The following is a 15,124-nucleotide window of genomic DNA, read 5'->3' on the forward strand; positions in this document are numbered from 1 at the left end:
GTCACGCCGCCGTGTCGGCCAGCAGGCTCGACGCGAGCGGACAGAATGCGTGCGAGATCGCCTCGACCGTCCAGTCGGGGCTTTCGGCGTCGAAGCGACGGTCGACCCAGCCCCAGTGATACGGATGCAGCAGGTATTCGCCGAGCAGGTCGCCGACGTGCGCGAATTCCTGTTGCCAGACGTGGGTCCACATGCCCGGCGTCACGATCCGGCTCAGCCGCCAGTTGCGCATGCCGGGCATGAATGCCGGCATGCGCAGCAGTTCGCGCTCGAGATCGCCCACCTGCGCTTCGCCGGCCGTGGGCCGCACGCGCAGCATCAGCGTGCGCCATACGCCGTCGCGCAGCGCCGGTTCGCGCAGGCCGCCGCCGATCGCATGACACGCCGCGCCGTCGATCCGCACGACGCCCGGCAGGCCGGCCAGCGCGGCGAAATCCGTCGCGTGGCCGGTCGCCCGTTCGTCGCGCAGCACGTCGAGCGTGTAGTCGCCCGCGCCCCAGCAGCCGTCGAGATTGCGCGCGAGCGCCACGCGGGTCGCGCCCGGCAACGCCTGCGCGGCTTCGCGCAACGCGTGCTCGAATGCGCCGGCATCGCCGGTCGCCGAAACGAAAATCTGGGCCGTGTCATGCCGCATGGTCGATCTCCGTCAGTGCGGACAGCGGCGCATCGGCATCCGTCATCACATGGCGGCGGCGGGCGTCGCACAGTGCGTCGACGGCCATCCAGAACGCAACCACGTCGCCGTCGGTCAACGCGCGCATCCGGTAGTACGACGGCGCATCGGCGACCTGCCACGTCAGCCACAGCGTGCTCGGCTGCCCCGGCACCGCGACGGGCGGCGACACCCAGCGGCCGGCCGCCGTCAGTCCGCGTGCCGCGTGGCCCGGCAAATAGCGGTCGCGCAGCAGCGCCAGCACGTCGGGAATGCGCTCGGGCGCGAGGGTGATTTCGTCTACGATCTGGATCATTCGCGGGTCGTCTCGGGTGGTTCGTGGCGCAATGCGGTGCCGGCCGCCTACGCCATTCCGGCGAGGCCGGAAGCGGCCGGCGTGGATAGCATTCTTGCGTGACGACGGCCGGCGAACCCCTACCGGCACGCTCACCGGCCCCTGTCAGGACGCTCAAACCGGGAGACATATGAAACAGCGTGCATTGCCGGCACGCGGCCGCGTGCTGCCGGGCTTCGGTGCCCGTCTGCTCGATGAACTGGCGCGCAGCGGCGTGCCGTCGGCGCAACGGCCTGCGCCGACGGCCGTTGCTGCTGCTGCAACGACGACACCCGGCGGCTTCGTCGCGCTGTACCGCGACGCGATCGAGCGGCTCGAGGCGCAGGTCGCGCGCGGCGACGGCCATCCGCCGATGCGCAAGCAGGAAGTCGACCTGATGTGCCGGTGCCTGCTCAGTTGCGCGACGCTCGCCGACGCGATCCGCTGCGCCGCAGAGTTCTGCGAGATGCTGACGCCGCGCGCCGGCGCGCTGTCGCTCGCGGTGCGCGACGGACGCGCGACGTTCCGGATGGATTCGCTGCGCCGCACGCGCAGCCCCGCCGCGTGCCTCGTCGACCTGACGGGGCTGTTCTGCTATCTGCAACTGTTCGGCTGGCTGATCGGGCAGCCGCTGCGGCCGGACGAAGTCTGGCTCGGCCATCCGCGCCGCGAAGACGCAATGCCGCTGCTCGGGCTGTTCAACGCGCCGGTCGACGTCGGCCGCCAGACCTACGGCTTCGCGTTCGACGCGGTGCGGCTCGATGCGCGCGTGATCCGCCAGCCGGGCGAGCTGGCCGCGTTTCTCGTCGATTTTCCGTTTCGGCTGATCGATGCCGCGCCGGCCGTCGTGTCATGGGCGCAGCAGGTGCGCGGCTTTCTCGATGCGGCGCTCGCGCGCGAACAGGCGCTGCCCGCGCTCGCGGCGCTGGCGACATGGCTCGGCGTCAGCGAAGCGACGTTGCGGCGGCGGCTGGCGGCCGAGGGCAGCGGCTATCACGCGTTGCGCGAACAGTGCCTCGCCGACGTCGCGCGGCGCTGCCTGCGCGAGTCGGACTGGCCGGTCGCGCGAATCGCCGCGCATCTCGGGTTCGGCGGCGAGGAAGCGTTTCGGCGGGCGTTCGTGCGATGGACGGGCATCGCGCCGAGCCGGTTCCGGCGCGATTGCAGCGCCGCCGGCGGTGCGTTTCGTCAGACATGAAACGCGGTGCGAAGGCTCGAATTGAAATGATTTCGAAAGCATCCGGCGAACACTGACGTTTTTTCGCATCCCTGCGCACTTCGATAATTGACGCGCCGGCGCACTCGCCATTACGCTTGCGCGCTGATGGTTCCCGGGAACGGGATCAAAAGGGAACGCAGGAGAGGCCGTGCCTCGAATCTGCGGCTGCCCCCGCAACTGTGAGCGGCGAATCCGCACCACCCCATGCCACTGGGAAACCGGGAAGGCCGGTGCGAATCGCGACCCGCGAGCCAGGAGACCTGCCATCGACCCGAGGTCCAAGCAGCCGCACCGGGCGGGGTGTCCCGATGCGCCAGCACCGCCTTTGGCGGTCGCCCCGTTGCATGGACGGCCCGACCTCAGGACCCTTCGGATGTCCGATCTTTCCGCCCCCGCTTCCACGCCGGAAGCGTCGTGCCGTTGCGCGGCCACTCCGCGCCGCGTGTCCGCACGCGTGTGCCGTGCCGTGTCGTGCGGCACGCGTCATGACGACACGCGTGAATGCCGCCCACGCTGCCCGGTCCCGCGATAGACCAACGACAACCAGGCGGTACTCGCCGCCACCCGCTTACGCTCGCCGTACCTGCAACACGATCACCCTCGCTGCCTCATGAATCTTCGCCACCTTCTCGCCACGTCCGCCGCCACGGCGCTGCTCTCCCCGATCGCCCACGCCGCCGGCGACATGCCACCCGCGCAGCCGCCCCAACCCGCCGAAGGCGCCGACCTGCCGACGATCAGCGTGACCGACACGCGGCATCTGCCCGAGTCGTTCGACCAGCGCTATGCGACGACGCAGGTGCTCACGCGCGCCGATCTCGACCGGCTGTCGCCGAGCGACCCGAGCATCACGCAGGCGCTCGCGACGCTGCCGGGCGTGACCGTCTCGCAGAACGGCGGCCCGGGTTCGTCGGCGTCGGTCAGCATCCGCGGCTCGTCGGCCAGCCAGGTCGCGGTGTTCATCGACGGCATCCGGATCGGCTCGCCGACCACCGGCATCGCGCCGTGGGCCGACCTGCCGACCGAAGCGTTCGAGCGCGTCGAGGTGATCTCGGGGCCGGCCGCCGCGTCGTTCGGCGCGAACGCGATGGGTGGCGTCGTGCAGCTGTTCACGCGCCGCGCCGCCGGCCAGCCGAACCAGACCATCGTATCGTTCGGCGGCGGCTCGAACAAGACCTTCGACACGCAGTTGCGCACGTCGGGCACCGTGCCGTCGACGGGGCCGCTCGCCGCGCTGGGCGGCCTCACCTACACGCTCGGCCTGCACGACTACAACACGGCGGGCATCGACGCAACGCGGCCCGTGTTGCCCTACCACGAAGACGGCCGCAATCCGTATCACGCGCAGGACCTCGATGCGCGCCTCGGCTATGCGCGCGACAACTGGTCGATCTCGACGTTCGCGCTGTACCACCGCTCCGACCTGTCCTATGACAACGCCGGCTTTGCGAACCGCGAGCTCGATCATCAGCTGACGACCGGCCTCGCGTTCCATCTAGACGTCACGCCCGACACGCAGTTCGACCAGTCGTTCGGTTATGCGAACGATCGCCAGTTCCTGTACGCGAGCGACCCGGCCATCCCGACCGACCAGATCAACTCGCAGCGCATCAGCTCGTCGACGTCGCTGACCCATCAGGCGCACGGCTTCCATCTGTTCGGCCTGCCGCTGTCGGGCGAGACGAAGGTGGCGTACGACTTCACGCGCGAACAGGCGTTCCTGCCGGTCGACGTGCCGGACGGCGTGCCGACGCGCAACGATTCCGCGTTCTCGCTGCATCAGTCGGCGACGCTCGGCAGCGTGACGATGTTCGTCGCGGGCCGCCACGAGATCATTGCCGGGAAGGCCGTGAACACCGGCAACGCCGCGCTGTCGTGGGCCATTACGCCGGTCTATACGGCGCGCGTGTCGTACGGCAATGCGTTCCGCCTGCCGTCGTTCAACGACCTGTACTACCCGGGCTACGGCAATCCCGACCTGAACCCGGAACGCAGCGATTCGGTCGAGGCCGCGTTCGACGCGAACACCGCGTACGGCACGTTCAGCGCCGCGATCTACGACACGCGCGTCAGCAACCTGATCGCGTACAACCCCGCGACGTTCTCGCCGATCAACATCGGCCGTGCGCATATCCGCGGCATCGACCTGTCGTACAAGGGCACGATCGGCCGCTATACGCCGGTCAGCGTCGCGATCGGGATCCTGAATCCGCAGGACGAGACCAACGACAGCTGGCTCAACCGCCGGCCGCGCCAGACCGTCAGCGTGAACGTCGACCACACGTGGGACGAATTCCATCTGCACGCGCTGAGCACGGGCGCGTCGCTGAGCTACGGCGGCACGACGTTCGACGATCCGGCCAACACGACGTACCTGCCGTCGTACCTGAGCGTGAACCTGCGCGCGTCGTACAGGATCAACGCGCACCTGACGGTGTCCGCCACGCTGTCGAACCTGTTCGACCGTCAGTACATGACCGCGTACGGCTACAACACGCTCGGCCGCACGGCGTTCGGCAAGGTCAGCTATACGTTCTGAGCGGGGTGGTCGGTGCATCGGCACCCAGGTGCGCGGGTGGCGATGCCGACGGGTGTACGGGTGCCGGATGTCGTCGGCCGCGAGCGAGCGATCGCGCGATCGCGTTCGCTCGCACCGCGCTACGCGTCAGGCCCCTGCGACGCCCCGCACGCCCGCGATCAACTGGATCGCGCCGAACGCGGCGATCACGACGGCCGACATGCGCGACAGCCGGTGCATGAACGTCAGCGACATCTTCGTGCGCAACGCGGCGGTCGCGCTGCTGAGGCACAGCCACCACGTCGCGGAACCCAGGAACACGCCGGCGACCATCAGCGCGACGGCCGCCCCCATCGCGCCTTCATGCGTGCCCGCCAGCGGGCCGAGCGCCGCGAAGATCCCGACGAACGACAGGATCGTCATCGGGTTCGACAGCGTGAGGCCGAAGGTCGTCAGGAAATCGCGCAGCACGGTCGTGCGCGGCACGTCTCGCACCGCCGCCGATGCGGTCGACGCAGCCGGCGCCTGCCGCGCGATCGACCACGCCAGCCATACGAGGAACGCGCCGCCGCCGATTTTCAGCGCGACGGTCAGCATCGGGAACGCGGTGACGATGCCGGCGACGCCCAGCGCGCCGAGCAGCCCGTAGATCGCATCGGCGCACGCGGCGCCGACGCCCGTCGCGAACCCCGCGTGAAAGCCGCGGCTCAGGCTGCGCTGGATGCACAGCATGCCGATCGGGCCGACCGGCACCGCGATCGACAATCCCATTACGACGGACTTGATGAACAGCATGGCCGGCTCCTCGCGACATGCAATGCGTTGAACCGTCATCGTAGGGAAACTCCGGTCGCCGCTGAAGGCGGTTTTTAAGGAAAAATAGCCGCTTCACCTTAAAAACTCCGCCGCGATGGACGAACTCGACTGGAAAATACTCGCGCTGCTGCAGGCCAACGGCCGCATCAGCTACACGGAGCTGGCACGCCAGGTTCACCTGTCGGTGCCGGCGGTCACGGAACGCGTGAAGCGCCTCGAATCGGGCGGCGTAATCGACGGCTATACGGCGCGGGTCAATCCGGCCGCGGCCGGCTACCCGGTGAGCGCGCTGATCGGCATCACGGTGCCGCAGCCGGCGAAGGCGAAATTCCTGAAGCTGCTGGAGACCATTCCCGAAGTGGTCGAGTGCCATCACGTGACCGGCGCGGATTCCTACGTGATGCGGTTCGTCGCCGTCAGCATGGCGCATCTCGAACAGCTGATCGAGCGCATCAATCTGTACGGCGAAACGCGCACGTCGATCGTGATGTCGACGCCGCTGCCGGCGCGCGGGCTCGCGCGTCCGGCCGCGGCAGTCAAAGGCGTTCGGGGGTGACAGGATGCCCCGCGCTGCGCGATGCTGTGCCATGCGCCGCTTGCGCGAACCGGACAACCTGCCATGCCAGTCATCGGATTCGATCATTACAACCTCCGCGCGGATCGGGCCACGCTCGATACGCTGCGCGACTTTTACGTGAACGTCGTAGGCCTCGAACCCGGATATCGACCGCCGTTCCAGAGCAGCGGCTACTGGCTCTACGCGGGGGCGCAGGCGATCCTCCACCTGTCGGAAGCTCGACCCGGCGAGGCGCGGCCGGCGCACGTCGTCAATACGTTCGACCATGTGGCGTTTTCGTGCGCGAATGCCGCGGACATGGAGCGGCGTCTTGTCGACGCTCAGGTCCGGTACGCGCGCCGGTACGTGCCGGTCACGAGCCAGCTGCAGATCTTTTTCACCGATCCGGCCGGGAATGGCGTCGAGTTGAATTTTGCGGAAGCCGGCGGAGATTCCGGTGACAAACGGTATTAGTGCTCAGCACATCGATCGACGCTGCGGCTTTACTGAACATCGTCACGCATGCGGTTTCCGCGTACCTCGCGGCGGAAACTGGCGCTTTCGCGACCATTCCATCGACGTCAGACACATCGGCCCTTACTTGACATGAATCGATCCAACGCGAAACTGATCACCCTCGTTCTGCGATTTCTATTCGCCAGCCTCTGCTTGCTGGCCGTCAATTCGCAAGCCAGCCCTTTTTCAGCCCAGACCAGCCAGCTGAGTGCCTCCATGTCCGACCTGCCCCGTTACGAGAAACTGCCGTTATTCAGCCCTCATCGCAAATCCTTCGCGTGCGTGTATCAGGCCCAACACGTACCGCCTGTCGACCCCCAGGCTGAATTGTGGTTTCAGCAGGCGCTGGCGCTTGATGATCCGAACATTGACTACGATAAGCGTGATTACCCGAAGATTTACCAACTCTACTCGCAGGCTGCCGAGCGCAATCACTGGAAGGCCATGCTCAATATCGCCTCACTGATATTGAGCGATCGTCAGGGCGTACCAACCCATGATCCTGAAGCCGCTATCCGCTGGGTGGAAAAAGCGATGAAACTGGGTGTGCCTGACGCCTACGACATGATGGGGGTCTACCATCAGAACGGGCTGGTTAAAGGTGGCGATGCGACCAGCGCCTATGCCTTCTTCCAGCGCGCTGCCGATATGGGTAGTCCATCCGCGCAAACTTTCATTGGAACAAAGACAGATGCTGCACATGACGATCCAGGCGGCGAATTCTGGGCAAATTTGCCGGTTGCGACACAGATGCTGGAATGTGCCTTCGCACAGGGATATGGAGATGCGGCAGATGAATTAGGGCTTGTCTACGCGAGAGATAACACCGCCGAAGGTAAGGCACGCGCCCTAAAAATTTTGCACGAGGGTGTAAAGCTCGGAAGTGCCAAATGCGCACATAGCCTCGCACCGGAGTTCCGAGGCCTAGACCTTACCGATGGAACCAACCTGGTCGGGCATATCGACAAAGCACGTGCGGAACGTTACAGCAAGCTCGGGGATGCGCTCGAGTTCTATCAGGGTCGCCTGAAACTGCCGAATCTTGACAAGGTACTCCCGCTGCCACCCGCCCCGTTGCCGAAATGGGATGGTAAAGCACAGACGCTGATCGACGGCGCAAAGGCCGTGACACCGCCCCCCAAGCCGCAGAAGAGTGTGGCGCAGCAAGGCCGGGAATTCATTCCGGACGGGTATGCCGTGGCGGCACGAGAACATAGCACGATGGTTGTCACGGGTGACAATCCAGTACCACGCGATGGCTATTGGCTCGCGCTGTATGGCCCACCCTCTGCCTCCAAAGCCGAGCTGATCCCCGCCCGCCGTAACATTGCGGAGCGCTATCAAATCGGGGAACGCTTCGGCGCACCGTCATTCGACTGGCTGGCCGCTGAGCAGGTGCAGTGGCACTACCTTGGCGAAGCCCCGCAACGCCATGATTGACAGGACTACCGTTCCCCGGAATGCTGGCCGGACGCGCCCCCTCACGCGCCGTACCTGCGATCGTTCCCGAGCACGATGTGCCGCATGCGGATCGAAGCGTTCGGGTTTGGCCCGTCTCGCCTGCCATCACGCGCGGCGAACCTCACCGCTGCTTCTCGAGCTTCACGATCGTCAGCGCACCGTTCACGCGCTCGACCCGGACCTTGACCTTGTCGCCCACGTGCAGCGACGCGATCATCGCCGGGTCGCCGGCCTTGAATGCCATCGTCATCGGCGCCATCCCGACGTTCTGGAGCGCGCCGTGCTTCAGCGTCACCATGCCGTGCTCGGCATCGATCCGTTTCACTTCGGCGTTGGTCAGCGCGGCATCCGGCGCCGACGTCTTCGAGTCGCCCATGTCCATGTTCATGTCGGACATGCTGCCGGCTGAATACGCCGGTGTCGCGACGACGTTCATCGCGCAGAGGACGGCGACGGCAATATTTCGAATCTTCATCAACCGACTCCCGGCTGCAGCGGGTAACGCATGGAACGCACCCCCTACACCAGCAACGTCGCGACCGCCCACCCGATCAGCACGACACCTAGCGCCCGGCCGACCCGCTCGCCGCCCGGCAGCACCTTTTCGACCAGCACGAACAGCGACAACGCGACGATCCACACGACGTTCATCACGCCGCCGACGAACAGCAGCGCCATCAGCAGCCAGCAGCAGCCCACGCAATACGCGCCGTGGCGCGCGCCGAGCAGGAAGCTGCCCGTGATGCCCGGGCGCCAGTATGTCGCGAGAAACCGCACCGGCGACCGGCATTGCCGCAGGCAGGCCTGTTTCAGCGGCGTGAACTGATAGACGCCGGCCAGCGCGAGGACGATCGCGGACAGCACGGCGCTCTTCGACCACAGCATCATCCCGGAGATCAGGCCGGCAGGCTGCAGCAGCATCTGCAGCACGGCCGCGCCGACCGAGAACGCGAGCCATACGGCCAGATAGCCGGCCAACAGGCACGCCGACGTGAATGCCGACCCGGCATCGCCCCGATCGTGATGCCGCAGCACGCGCCGGTACAGCAGCACGACCGGCGCCGCGCCGGGCGTCATCATCGCGATCATCATCACCCACCACATCAGGATCACGGTCGCCAACGACGGATCCATGGCGCCCATGCCGTCGGCCAGCCGATGCGGGAACAGCGCGACCGCCGTCATGTCCAGCGCCGACATGCCGGTGCCGGCCCCCGTCCACAGGTAGGCCCAGCACGCGCCCACGAGCGCGGTCATGCCGAGCAGCGTGACGACGCGCTCGCGTCCGAGCAGCTCGCCGACGGGGATCATGCCGCGACGCGATGCCGGATCAGCCCGTGGTTGTTCAGGTGCAGCCGTGCGAACTGCGCGTAGCTCCGCTCGAGATCCAGCTGGATGTGGCCGTGCGACCGGCCGGTGCCGGATCCGATCTCGGCCAGCTCGTATTCGAAGCCGTGCGGCAGGTCGATCCGCACGCGATGTTCGGCGCCCGTCACCGGATTGCGGATCGGCTCGCCGACGATGTCGAGCACGCCGTCGATGCTGATCCGGCCGCGCCGCGCATCGACATCGACGTCGAAATCGATCTTCGCGAAGATCGGCTCGTAGGCCTGCTCGAGCGTCGATGCGAACACGGAAAACATCGTCGCGAACGGATCGGTGTCCTGACCGGTCATGATCTTCAGCACGGCTTCGCACTGCGCGGGGCTCGCACGCTCGTCGACGATCGGCTGGCACCGGCCGTGGCCTTCGTGAATCGGCCCGGGCCACTGGAACACGACCGCGATCCGGACACCGTCGAGCACCACGTCGCCGTAGTGGCCGCTGTCGATCGAAATCGCACCCATCGCTTCGCAGTTGCCGTGCGTCGGCAACGAATTGAACTGGCAGGGGCAACCGTATGAGCAATTGCAGTTCATCAGTTCGGTTCCCTGGATCTCCCACGGCGTCATGGCTTCACCTCGCGCAGTCGCTGGCACGTAATGTTTCGAATCTAGTGCAGCGGACAGGGGAAATCAAAGTGCGCGCGGGTACCTCGTGCGTCGAAAAAAACCAGGCGCCGCGCGGCGCGCAACGGTGCCGGCCCGACGCATTCAACCTCGTCGTGCAGCCCCGCCGATGCAGGCCTTTCGATGCGCAACGGCGCGCTCGGACGAGCGCGTTCGAGCCATGTCGGACAAAAGCCGACGGCACGCATGCAGCATCATGAATGCGGGCATCCCGCATCGGTCCTGGTTCATACTGTCTCGCAATCTCCGATTCACCCCGACCGTCGCCGTCGCCCCGGATAGCCGTCATGCGCGTTCAAAGTGCGTTGCTGTTTCTCGTCGGCACCCTGCTCACCGCGGGCGGCTACGGTGCAACCTTCCTGCTGTCGATGCGCTTTCGCGCGATCGGCGGCAGCGATCTCGATACCGGCGCGGCACTGGCCGCGGCGACGGTCGGCACGTTCGCCGGCTTGTCGTTCGTCGGCTGGTTCTCGCAGCAGATCGGCACCACACGGATCGCCGCGCTGTCGTCACTGTGCATCGGCGCCGGCATCGTCGGCTTCGCGCTCGTCGGGCGCGCGCCCTATGCGGACCTGCCGTCCGGCTTCCTGGTCGGCTTCGGCTGGGGCGCGTTTCACCTGGCCGCGCCGATGTCGCTGGCCGAGCGTACCAGCGGTGCGGAGCGCGGCACCTGGTTCTTTCGATCGGCGACGTTCCAGATGACCGGAATCGGCGCATCCCCGGCGTTTGCCTCCTATGCGATGCGCATGCTCCACTGGTCGATCGACGACACGCTTTACGCGGTCGGCGCGCTGTGCGCGCTCGCGTCGCTGATGCTGGAAGCATTCGGCCGCCTGAGCCCGCGTCCGTCCGCCCCCGTCGCCGGCGGCCGGTGGGTGCGCGAGCTGCGCACGATCTCGCGCACGCGGGCGGCCGCGCCGATCGCGATGATCGCGCTCGGCACCTGCGTGTTCTCCGGCCTGATGACGTTCCAGATGTCGCTCATGCAGGGCACGCAGGCGCGGCCCGGCACATTCTTCAGCGTTTATACGATGACGGTGGTGAGCGCGCGCTGGCTGCTCGGGAGATGGGTCAGGATGGCGCGCCCCGAAACGGCGACCAAGGGCCTGCTCATGTTGATGCTGCTCGGCGCGCTCGCGATGTTCGGCGCTGCCGCGCACGCATCGCTGCAGTCCGTCGCGGCCGTCCTGCTGGGCGCCGGCTACGGCCTCATGTATCCGGTGATCCAGGCGCAGGCGGTCAACGATTGCCCGGACGCGCAACGGCATGGCGTGCTGACCTGGTTCGTCGCGTCGTATTTCATCGGCGCGTTCGGGTTTCCGTCGCTCGGCGGCTGGGTGATGGTGCATGCCGGCAAGGGCGCGTTGCTGATGCTCATCGCCAGCTGCGGGCTGGCGGCGCTGTCGCTCGCGATCCTGCGCGACCGGCCGGAGCCGGTGCGCACGCAATGACGCAGTGGCGGGACGACCCGCCGCGCGGTCTGCCGGTCAGAACCGCCCGACGTCGACCACCGCCTGGGCGAATGCCTGCGGCGCCTCCTGCGGCAGATTGTGGCCGATACCGCCGGTGATCGTGCGATGCTCGTACTTGCCGGTGAACTTCGCCCGATAGACGGCCGGCGGCACGTGAAACGCCCCGTTCGCGTCGCCTTCCATCGTGATGCTCGGAACCGTGATCGGCGGCGCGGATGCAAGCCGCTGCTCGTATTCGTCGTACTTCGCCTCGCCCACCGCAAGCCCCTGCCGCCACCGGTAATTGTGAATCGTAATGGCGACGTGATCCGGGTTTCGGAAAGCCGGCGCGCTTCGCGCGAAGGTCGCGTCGTCGAAGTTCCATTTCGGCGACGCCTGCTTCCAGATGAACTTGACGAAATCTTCGGTGTACTTCTCGTAGCCGTCGCGGCCGCGGTCGGTCGCGAAATAGAACTGATACCACCACTGGAACTCGCCGGCGGGCGGCAGCGGCATTTTTCCCGCGCTCTGACTGCCGATCAGATAGCCGCTCACCGATACCAGCCCCTTGCAACGCTCCGGCCACAGCACGGCAATGATATCGGCGGTTCGCGCGCCCCAGTCGAATGCACCGAACAGGGCCGTCCGGATGTCCAGCGCATCCATCAGCGCGATGATGTCGAGTGCAACGGCCGTCGGCTGCGCGTTACGCATCGTCTGGTCCGACAGGAAGGTGGTCGAGCCGTAGCCCCGCAGGTACGGGACGATCACCCGATACCCCTGCGCGCCGAGCGCCGGGGCGACGTCGACGAAGCTGTGGATGTCGTATGGCCAGCCGTGCAGCAGCATGACCGGCGGGCCATCGGCCGGGCCCGCTTCCGCATAACCGACATTGAGCAACCCGGCCTTGATCTGCTTGATCGTCGTGAACGACGGATGGCTTCCAGGCTTGATCGGTGGCAGCGGCGGTGTTGCCGACGGCGCATTTTGTGCGTGAGCGGATTGCAGCATCTCGAACTGCGCTGCAATAAGCGCACCGGCTGCCAAGCGCGCAAAGCCACGCCGGCGCGGGTCGATTTCTTCTGGCATTTTTATCTCCCGTTTCAGTGGGACTGACCGACAAACCGCAAAACAGACGCCACCGGAAAATGTTAGTCGATAGGAAACGGCTTGCAAGGCGGATTGAAAGACGGCAATAGGACGCATTGCCTGAATCGGTCTGTATGCGCCTCGGTCGCGCGTGCCGCCATCGGCTGGTCGGCTGAGTCTCCGCACTCGCAGCGTCGAATGGTGTCACGCCTGCGCAAATTGCCATCGCGTGGACGTAGAGCCGCAACATGGTGTCCATTCCGGGTACCCGGCGTATCGCATATCTTGAAGAAAACGTTGCCGCGTCGGACATCGATCTCGCGCCCGGCGAACTGGCAGCGCTGGACGAGGCCGCACCGGTCGGTGCGGCGACAGGCGAACACCATTCGGCGCGAATGATGGCAGCCGTCGGGCATTGACGGCGAAAACGCGCCGCCGCACGCGGCGCATCCGCAGCCCTCGGCGGTGTCGTCCCGACGTCAACCCGGTTTCTTCGACGACCGCGCGACCGCGAACCACGCCATCATCGCGCCCGCGACCCACGCGCAGGTCAGCAGCAGGTCGAAGTCCATCATGCCTTCGAAATTCTCACTGTTCTCGAAGCTGCAATGCCGGCTGCCGCGAAATTCGATGCAACCGCTGGCGACCCACTGAATGTGCATGAATACGTGATAGACGGCGAAGGCCGAAGCGATAATGGCGACGCGCAGGCGTAGGGTCGTTTTCATTCGGCGCCGGAGGCGGTGGGATGGTGTGACGCCGATCTTAAGACAACGGCGCCGCATCAGGCAATCGATCCGGCGCGTACGTCGCGACCGGCATGCACGACGTCGAATCGCCATCCGCACAAACCCCGATAAACCCCGTGACATCGCGCTTTCGGCGCGGCGCGCGGCGCGCACGGATTTGCGGTATTCACGCTGATGCACGATGGTCTTGCCGCCGGCCAAGCCTCCGCCGCCCGAACGACGACGCGTCGACAACGCGCATCGCTTACGCGTCGTCGATCTGCCGGAGCCCCCTCAAGCAATCCACCGCTAGCTGCTGATAGATCCGCGTGCCGTTCGCCTTCGCGTCGATCTCCGCGTCGCTCAGCCGCCGCACCACACGGCCCGGCATGCCCGCGAGCAGCACGCCGCGCGGCACGTCGTAACCGGCCTTCACGAACGCGCAGGCCGCGACGATCGTGGTCGCGCCGATCGTCGCGCCGTCCATCACGACCGCGTTCATCCCGATCATCGTGTCCGGCTCGAGCGTCGCGCCGTGCACGATCGCGCCATGGCCGATGTGGCTGTTCACACCGAGCCGGCACGTCTCGCGGATGCCGACGTGCAGTACGCAGCCGTCCTGCACGTTGCTGCCGTCGCCGACGACGATCGCGCCGAAGTCGCCGCGCAGGCTTGCATGCGGGCCGATGTAGCAGCCCGCGCCGATCGTCACGTCGCCGATCACGACCGCGCTCGGATGAACGTACGCGGACGAAGCGACGCGCGGGCGCATGCCGTCGAATTCGAACAGCGGCATCGCTCAGAGCACCGCGGCCGCTTCGGGCACGAGCGTGAACAGGTCGCCGACGAGGCCGTAGTCGGCCACGCCGAAGATCGGCGCGTCCGGATCCTTGTTGATCGCGACGATCACCTTCGAATCCTTCATGCCGGCCAGATGCTGGATCGCACCTGAAATACCGACGGCGATGTACAACTGCGGCGCGACGATCTTGCCGGTCTGGCCGACCTGGTAGTCGTTCGGCACGTAGCCGGCGTCCACTGCCGCGCGCGATGCGCCGAGTGCGGCGCTCAGCTTGTCGGCCAGCGGCTCGAGAACCTTCATGTAGTTCTCGCCGCTGCCCAGGCCGCGGCCGCCCGACACGACGATGTTCGCGCTGGTGAGTTCGGGGCGATCGAGTTTCGTCACCTCCCGGCCGATGAACTGCGACACACCCGCATCTGCTGCCGCTTCGATCTTCTCGACCGCTGCGCTGCCGCCAACGCCCGCGACCGGATCGAAGCCCGTCGTCCGCACCGTGATCACCTTGATCGGGTCGCCCGACTGCACCGTCGCGATTGCGTTGCCTGCATAGATCGGACGCTCGAACGTGTCGGCCGATACAACCGCCGTAATGTCGGAGATCTGCGCGACGTCCAGCTTCGCGGCGATCCGCGGCGCGATGTTCTTGCCGTAAGCCGTTGCCGGCACGAGGATGTGCGAGTAGTTCGACGCGACGGTCAGCACCGTCGCTTCGACGTTCTCGGCGAGACCGTCCGCGAGTTGCGGCGCATCGGCGAGCAGCACTTTCGAAACGCCTGCGATCTTCGCCGCTGCATCGGCCGCTGCTTGCGCGTGGTGGCCTGCGACCAGCACGTGAATGTCGCCACCGCCGAACGCGCCGACTTCGGCGGCCGCCGCCACCGTGTTCAACGTCGCGGCCTTGATCGGCGACGCGCCGCCAGCCGATGCCGCATCGTGCTCGGCGATTACCAGAATCGTCATGTCCGTCCGCTCC

17 protein-coding genes and 1 riboswitch are annotated in these 15,124 nt (G+C 66.6%); of the genes, 7 read left to right on the forward strand and 10 right to left on the reverse strand.

What is annotated here, in order from left to right; translation table 11 throughout:
• Position 1 precedes the first annotated feature (1 nt).
• Positions 2-634 (reverse strand): Dabb family protein, encoded by a 633-nt coding sequence (locus DIE04_RS15195; RefSeq protein WP_124522864.1) that lies wholly within the window; start codon positions 632-634, stop codon positions 2-4.
• Positions 624-968: a hypothetical protein gene (locus tag DIE04_RS15200; RefSeq protein WP_124522862.1), complete on the reverse strand. Its 345-nt coding sequence runs from the start codon at positions 966-968 to the stop codon at positions 624-626. The genes DIE04_RS15195 and DIE04_RS15200 overlap by 11 nt, the downstream gene beginning before the upstream one ends.
• Before the next feature lie 169 nt (positions 969-1,137).
• Between DIE04_RS15200 and DIE04_RS15205 the strand changes: the two genes are divergently transcribed.
• Positions 1,138-2,184 carry an AraC family transcriptional regulator gene (locus tag DIE04_RS15205; protein ID WP_124522860.1) on the forward strand — a complete coding sequence of 349 codons (1,047 nt, stop codon included), beginning with the start codon at positions 1,138-1,140 and terminating at the stop codon, positions 2,182-2,184.
• Positions 2,185-2,294: 110 nt separating this feature from the next.
• Positions 2,295-2,488, forward strand: a riboswitch (cobalamin riboswitch).
• A 327-nt stretch (positions 2,489-2,815) separates the two neighbouring features.
• Positions 2,816-4,744, forward strand: coding sequence for a TonB-dependent receptor domain-containing protein (locus DIE04_RS15210; RefSeq protein ID WP_124522858.1), 1,929 nt, complete (start codon positions 2,816-2,818; stop codon positions 4,742-4,744).
• Positions 4,745-4,870: 126 nt separating this feature from the next.
• Here the strand turns inward: DIE04_RS15210 and DIE04_RS15215 are convergent, their stop codons facing one another.
• Positions 4,871-5,518 carry a LysE/ArgO family amino acid transporter gene (locus DIE04_RS15215; RefSeq protein WP_124522856.1) on the reverse strand — a complete coding sequence of 216 codons (648 nt, stop codon included), beginning with the start codon at positions 5,516-5,518 and terminating at the stop codon, positions 4,871-4,873.
• A gap of 115 nt (positions 5,519-5,633) precedes the next feature.
• Between DIE04_RS15215 and DIE04_RS15220 the strand changes: the two genes are divergently transcribed.
• The 3 genes from DIE04_RS15220 to DIE04_RS15230 all read left to right on the forward strand — a co-directional run bounded on the left by DIE04_RS15220 (position 5,634) and on the right by DIE04_RS15230 (position 8,051).
• Positions 5,634-6,095 (forward strand): Lrp/AsnC family transcriptional regulator, encoded by a 462-nt coding sequence (locus DIE04_RS15220; protein ID WP_124522854.1) that lies wholly within the window; start codon positions 5,634-5,636, stop codon positions 6,093-6,095.
• 63 nt (positions 6,096-6,158) lie between these two features.
• Positions 6,159-6,569 carry a VOC family protein gene (locus DIE04_RS15225; protein ID WP_124522950.1) on the forward strand — a complete coding sequence of 137 codons (411 nt, stop codon included), beginning with the start codon at positions 6,159-6,161 and terminating at the stop codon, positions 6,567-6,569.
• Positions 6,570-6,827: 258 nt separating this feature from the next.
• Complete coding sequence (locus tag DIE04_RS15230) at positions 6,828-8,051, forward strand: DUF6396 domain-containing protein (protein ID WP_409333451.1); 1,224 nt, start codon at positions 6,828-6,830, stop codon at positions 8,049-8,051.
• Between the two features lie 142 nt (positions 8,052-8,193).
• On the opposite strand, the gene DIE04_RS15235 is transcribed toward DIE04_RS15230, so the two are convergent.
• The 3 genes from DIE04_RS15235 to DIE04_RS15245 are packed head-to-tail and all read right to left on the reverse strand — an operon-like array spanning position 8,194 to position 10,024.
• The gene (locus DIE04_RS15235; protein WP_124484705.1) at positions 8,194-8,547 is read right to left on the reverse strand and encodes a copper-binding protein; all 354 of its coding nucleotides are present in this window, start codon (positions 8,545-8,547) and stop codon (positions 8,194-8,196) included.
• 44 nt (positions 8,548-8,591) lie between these two features.
• Positions 8,592-9,383, reverse strand: coding sequence for a DUF2182 domain-containing protein (locus DIE04_RS15240; RefSeq protein ID WP_124522852.1), 792 nt, complete (start codon positions 9,381-9,383; stop codon positions 8,592-8,594).
• Positions 9,380-10,024, reverse strand: coding sequence for a DUF1326 domain-containing protein (locus DIE04_RS15245; RefSeq protein WP_044844625.1), 645 nt, complete (start codon positions 10,022-10,024; stop codon positions 9,380-9,382). The genes DIE04_RS15240 and DIE04_RS15245 overlap by 4 nt, the downstream gene beginning before the upstream one ends.
• Before the next feature lie 344 nt (positions 10,025-10,368).
• On the opposite strand from DIE04_RS15245, the gene DIE04_RS15250 reads away from it, so the two are divergent.
• Entirely contained in the window at positions 10,369-11,532 is a 1,164-nt protein-coding gene (locus DIE04_RS15250) for an MFS transporter (protein ID WP_124522850.1), read from the forward strand.
• Between the two features lie 36 nt (positions 11,533-11,568).
• Here the strand turns inward: DIE04_RS15250 and DIE04_RS15255 are convergent, their stop codons facing one another.
• The gene (locus DIE04_RS15255) at positions 11,569-12,621 is read right to left on the reverse strand and encodes an alpha/beta fold hydrolase (RefSeq protein WP_124522948.1); all 1,053 of its coding nucleotides are present in this window, start codon (positions 12,619-12,621) and stop codon (positions 11,569-11,571) included.
• A gap of 248 nt (positions 12,622-12,869) precedes the next feature.
• Here DIE04_RS15255 and DIE04_RS29770 point away from each other — a divergent pair, with 248 nt between their 5' ends.
• Positions 12,870-13,040 (forward strand): hypothetical protein, encoded by a 171-nt coding sequence (locus DIE04_RS29770; RefSeq protein WP_185500361.1) that lies wholly within the window; start codon positions 12,870-12,872, stop codon positions 13,038-13,040.
• Between the two features lie 60 nt (positions 13,041-13,100).
• On the opposite strand, the gene DIE04_RS15260 is transcribed toward DIE04_RS29770, so the two are convergent.
• The 3 genes from DIE04_RS15260 to DIE04_RS15270 all read right to left on the reverse strand — a co-directional run bounded on the left by DIE04_RS15260 (position 13,101) and on the right by DIE04_RS15270 (position 15,111).
• Positions 13,101-13,349, reverse strand: a complete 249-nt coding sequence (locus DIE04_RS15260) for a hypothetical protein (RefSeq protein ID WP_124485054.1) — start codon at positions 13,347-13,349, stop codon at positions 13,101-13,103.
• Between the two features lie 265 nt (positions 13,350-13,614).
• A complete protein-coding gene (locus DIE04_RS15265; protein ID WP_124522848.1) occupies positions 13,615-14,145 on the reverse strand; it encodes a transferase hexapeptide repeat family protein in 531 nt (176 codons plus the stop codon).
• A 3-nt stretch (positions 14,146-14,148) separates the two neighbouring features.
• Complete coding sequence (locus DIE04_RS15270) at positions 14,149-15,111, reverse strand: electron transfer flavoprotein subunit alpha/FixB family protein (protein ID WP_124573108.1); 963 nt, start codon at positions 15,109-15,111, stop codon at positions 14,149-14,151.
• Positions 15,112-15,124 lie beyond the last annotated feature (13 nt).

The organism is Burkholderia sp. Bp8994 (genome assembly GCF_003853805.1).
Lineage (GTDB): Bacteria > Pseudomonadota > Gammaproteobacteria > Burkholderiales > Burkholderiaceae > Burkholderia.

Bases quoted from the DNA above. Each gene is read 5' to 3' on its own strand.
- DIE04_RS15195 (WP_124522864.1), bottom strand. From the start codon at position 634: ATGCGGCATGACACGGCCCAGATTTTCGTTTCGGCGACCGGCGATGCC.
- DIE04_RS15200 (WP_124522862.1), bottom strand. From the start codon at position 968: ATGATCCAGATCGTAGACGAAATCACCCTCGCGCCCGAGCGCATTCCC.
- DIE04_RS15205 (WP_124522860.1), top strand. From the start codon at position 1,138: ATGAAACAGCGTGCATTGCCGGCACGCGGCCGCGTGCTGCCGGGCTTC.
- DIE04_RS15210 (WP_124522858.1), top strand. From the start codon at position 2,816: ATGAATCTTCGCCACCTTCTCGCCACGTCCGCCGCCACGGCGCTGCTC.
- DIE04_RS15215 (WP_124522856.1), bottom strand. From the start codon at position 5,518: ATGCTGTTCATCAAGTCCGTCGTAATGGGATTGTCGATCGCGGTGCCG.
- DIE04_RS15220 (WP_124522854.1), top strand. From the start codon at position 5,634: ATGGACGAACTCGACTGGAAAATACTCGCGCTGCTGCAGGCCAACGGC.
- DIE04_RS15225 (WP_124522950.1), top strand. From the start codon at position 6,159: ATGCCAGTCATCGGATTCGATCATTACAACCTCCGCGCGGATCGGGCC.
- DIE04_RS15230 (WP_409333451.1), top strand. From the start codon at position 6,828: ATGTCCGACCTGCCCCGTTACGAGAAACTGCCGTTATTCAGCCCTCAT.
- DIE04_RS15235 (WP_124484705.1), bottom strand. From the start codon at position 8,547: ATGAAGATTCGAAATATTGCCGTCGCCGTCCTCTGCGCGATGAACGTC.
- DIE04_RS15240 (WP_124522852.1), bottom strand. From the start codon at position 9,383: ATGATCCCCGTCGGCGAGCTGCTCGGACGCGAGCGCGTCGTCACGCTG.
- DIE04_RS15245 (WP_044844625.1), bottom strand. From the start codon at position 10,024: ATGACGCCGTGGGAGATCCAGGGAACCGAACTGATGAACTGCAATTGC.
- DIE04_RS15250 (WP_124522850.1), top strand. From the start codon at position 10,369: ATGCGCGTTCAAAGTGCGTTGCTGTTTCTCGTCGGCACCCTGCTCACC.
- DIE04_RS15255 (WP_124522948.1), bottom strand. From the start codon at position 12,621: ATGCCAGAAGAAATCGACCCGCGCCGGCGTGGCTTTGCGCGCTTGGCA.
- DIE04_RS29770 (WP_185500361.1), top strand. From the start codon at position 12,870: ATGGTGTCCATTCCGGGTACCCGGCGTATCGCATATCTTGAAGAAAAC.
- DIE04_RS15260 (WP_124485054.1), bottom strand. From the start codon at position 13,349: ATGAAAACGACCCTACGCCTGCGCGTCGCCATTATCGCTTCGGCCTTC.
- DIE04_RS15265 (WP_124522848.1), bottom strand. From the start codon at position 14,145: ATGCCGCTGTTCGAATTCGACGGCATGCGCCCGCGCGTCGCTTCGTCC.
- DIE04_RS15270 (WP_124573108.1), bottom strand. From the start codon at position 15,111: ATGACGATTCTGGTAATCGCCGAGCACGATGCGGCATCGGCTGGCGGC.